The organism is Kitasatospora sp. NPDC057500 (assembly GCF_042802195.1).
Lineage (GTDB): Bacteria > Actinomycetota > Actinomycetes > Streptomycetales > Streptomycetaceae > Kitasatospora.
Genome location: NZ_JBHVER010000377.1, coordinates 1 through 3,543 on the forward strand (window position 1 = coordinate 1; position 3,543 = coordinate 3,543).

The following is a 3,543-nucleotide window of genomic DNA, read 5'->3' on the forward strand; positions in this document are numbered from 1 at the left end:
GCGACACGCGTCGCGGCGGGCCCCGCCCGCTTCCGTCCGCTCAGGCCCGGTCGCAGGCCTGCGCCCGCAGTGCGCGGGCCAGGTCGTCCCGGCGCTCCAGCACCAGCCGGCGCAGCGCGGGCGCCGCGTCCGGGTGCCCCGCCAGCCAGGCGTCCGCCTCGGCCAGCGTGGCCTCGTCCACCTGTGCCTGCGGGAAGAAGCCGCCGACGATGCGCATCGCGATCTCGATGGTCCGCTCGGCCCAGACCCGCTCCAGCAGCTTGAAGTAGGGCGCGGCGTAGAGCGCGGTGAGGTCGCGGTGCGCGGGCACCGCGAAGCCGGCGATGCTGGCCTCGACCAGCGCGTTGGGCAGCTCGTCGGAGTCGATCACGGCGGACCAGGCGGCGGCCTTGGCCTCCGGGGTGGGCCGGGCGGCCAGGCACTGGGTGTGCTGGCGGCGCCCGCTCGCGGTGTTGTCGGCGGCCAGCTCCCCGGCCAGTTCCTCCTCGCCGGCCTGGCCGGCCGCGGCCAGTGCCAGCCACAGCGCCCAGCGCAGCTCCTGGTCGACCTCCAGGCCGTCGATCCGGGCCGTGCCGGCCAGCAGGCCGCGGACCAGGCCGAGGTGCTCGGAGCCGTTGGCGGTCTGCGCCAGGAAGCGGGCCCAGGCCAGCTGGTGGTCGCTGCCGGGGGCGGCGGCGCGCAGCTCGCGCAGCGCGCCGTCGGCGAGCAGCCGGCCGCCCTCGCCGCGCCAGGCCGGGTCGGCGTAGAGGTCGACGGCGCCCTTGGCCTGGGCGTGCAGGGACTGCAGGACGCCGATGTTGGCCTCCTGGCCGGCGAACCGCAGGACCAGCGCCACGTAGTCGCGGGCCGGCATCAGGGCGTCCCGGGTGAGGTTCCAGACGGCGGACCAGGCGAGCGCGCGGGCCAGGTCGTCCCTGATGTCGCCGAGGCCGCCGCGCAGGGTCTCCAGCGACTCCTCGTCGAAGCGGATCTTGCAGTAGGTCAGGTCGTCGTCGTTGAGCAGGACCAGCGCGGGCCGGGGGCGGCCGGCGGCGCCGGCGACGACGGTGCGGGCGCCGGTGACGTCCAGTTCGAAGCGGTCGGTGCGCACCAGCGCGCCGTCGGCGTCCCGGTCGTAGAGGCCGACCGCGATCCGGTGCGGGCGCAGGACGCCGCCGTCCTGGAGGACGGCGAGTTCGGTGATCCGGCCCTCGGCGTCGGCGGTGAGCTGCGGGGTGAGGGTGTTGACGCCGGCGGTCTGCAGCCAGGCGGCGGCCCAGGACTTGAGGTCGCGGCCGCTGGTCTCCTCCAGGATGTCCAGCAGGTCGGCGAGTTCGGTGTTGCCGAAGGCGTGCCGCTGGAAGTAGCGGCGGGCGCCCTCGAAGAAGGCGTCCGCCCCGGCGTACGCCACCAGCTGCTTGAGCACCGAGGCGCCCTTGGCGTAGGTGATGCCGTCGAAGTTGAGCTTGGCGTCCTCCAGGTCCCGGATGTCCGCGGTGATCGGGTGGGTGGTGGGGAACTGGTCCTGGCGGTAGGCCCAGGCCTTGCGCTGGTTGGCGAAGGTGACCCAGGCGGACCGGTAGCGGGTGCCGGCGCCGACCAGGCCGTAGGAGCCCATGAAGTCGGCGAAGGACTCCTTCAGCCACAGGTCGTCCCACCAGCGCATGGTGACCAGGTCGCCGAACCACATGTGCGCCATCTCGTGCAGGACGACGTTGGCCCGGCCCTCGTAGGCGGCGTCGGTGACCCGCGAGCGGAAGACGAACTCCTCGCGGAAGGTGACGCAGCCGGGGTTCTCCATGGCGCCGATGTTGTACTCGGGGACGAACGCCTGGTCGTACTTGCCGAAGGGGTACGGGTAGCCGAACCTCTCGTGGAAGAAGTCGAGTCCGAGCCTGGTGACGCCGAGGATCTCGTCGGAGTCGAAGTACGGGGCGAGCGACCTGCGGCACATCGCGGAGAGCGGGATGTCCAGCACGGTGCCGTCGTCCAGGGTGCGGCTGTAGTGGTCGCGGGCGACGTGGTACGGGCCGGCGACGACGGCGGTGAGGTAGGTGGAGATCGGCCGGGTCGGCGCGAACTCCCAGGTGCGGGCGCCGGCTTCGGCGGTGACGCGCTCGTGCGGGGCGTTGGACCAGACGTCCCAGGCGGCGGGCGCGGTGACGGTGAAGGTGAACGGGGCCTTCAGGTCGGGCTGTTCGAAGGTGGCGAAGACCCGGCGGGCGTCGGCCGGCTCGTAGTGGGTGTAGAGGTAGGTCTCGCCGTCGGCGGGGTCGGTGAAGCGGTGCAGGCCCTCGCCGGTGCGGCTGTAGGCGCAGTCGGCCTCGACGGTGAGCACGTTCTCGGCGGCCAGGCCGTCGACGTGCACCCGGGCGCCGTCGTAGGCGGCGGCCGGGTCGAGGGCGCGGCCGTTCAGGGTGACGGCGCGCACGGCCGGCGCGAGCAGGTCGAGGAAGGTCGCCGCGCCCGGTTCGGCGCAGCGGAAGGCGATGGTGGTGGTGGAGCGGAAGGTGGCGGCCGCGGGGTCGGGGGCCGAGGTCACGTCCAGCTGGACGCGGTAGCCGTCCACGGTGAGGATGCTGGCCCGCTGCTGGGCTTCGTCGCGGCTCAGGTTCTTGCCCGGCACGGCGGTACTCCTTTGTCCGGCTCGCACGGTGGTGCGGTCTTCGCTGGTGCGGTGGTGCGGCGCGCTGTGGTGCTGCGGGGGCATCCTTTCACGCCCCCCGCGCCGGTACCATTGCACAACTCGGCCGGGTGGGGCGGAATCAGCGGCGCGGGCCGGGTGTTTGGCGCTCTGGGGGCGTGGTCCCGCGCGGCCGCACGGCCCCCGACCCACACTTCTTCCGGACGACTCTCGAAGGACGACAGCCGTGACGACTGCCGCTGGTGCCACCGGCGCCGCCGAGCGCAAGACCGCCGACTTCTGGTTCGACCCGGCCTGTCCGTGGGCCTGGATGACGTCCCGCTGGCTGATCGAGGTCCAGCAACTGCGCCCGGTGGACGTGAACTGGCACGTGATGAGCCTGTCGGTGCTGAACGAGGACCGGGACCTCCCGCCGCAGTACCGGGAGCTGCTGGACAGCGCCTGGGGCGCGGTGCGGGTGTGCATCGCGGCCGCGCGCGAGCACGGCGACCAGGTGCTGGGCCCGCTCTACACCGAGCTGGGCACCCGTTTCCACAACGAGGGCCTGCCGGCGAACCGGGAGACCGTCGAGGCGGCGCTGGCCGCGGCCGGGCTGCCGGTGGAGCTGGCGGACGCGGCCGACACCGACGCGTACGACGAGGCGCTGCGCATCTCGCACAAGGAGGGCATCACCCTGGTCGGCGAGGACGTCGGCACCCCGGTGATCGCGGTCGAGGGCGCGGACGGCGAGCGGGTCGCGTTCTTCGGCCCGGTGGTGACGCCGATCCCGCGCGGCGAGGCCGCCGCCCGGCTGTGGGACGGCACCCTGCTGGTCGCCTCGACGCCGGGCTTCTACGAGATCAAGCGGACCCGTACCGCGAGCCCGTCCTTCGAGTAGGCCGCGACGCGCGAAGGGGGCCCGGCACCGCACGGTGCCGGGC

2 protein-coding genes are annotated in these 3,543 nt (G+C 73.8%); one reads left to right on the forward strand and one right to left on the reverse strand.

Translation table 11 applies throughout. The features are described 5' to 3' along the window. Positions 1 to 40: 40 nt before the first annotated feature. Positions 41 to 2,605 (reverse strand): aminopeptidase N, encoded by a 2,565-nt coding sequence (pepN, locus tag ACFU74_RS36565; protein ID WP_380764448.1) that lies wholly within the window; start codon positions 2,603 to 2,605, stop codon positions 41 to 43. 244 nt (positions 2,606 to 2,849) lie between these two features. On the opposite strand from pepN, the gene ACFU74_RS36570 reads away from it, so the two are divergent. Continuing rightward, the gene (locus tag ACFU74_RS36570; protein ID WP_380764449.1) at positions 2,850 to 3,500 is read left to right on the forward strand and encodes a disulfide bond formation protein DsbA; all 651 of its coding nucleotides are present in this window, start codon (positions 2,850 to 2,852) and stop codon (positions 3,498 to 3,500) included. The last annotated feature ends 43 nt before the right edge of the window (positions 3,501 to 3,543 follow it).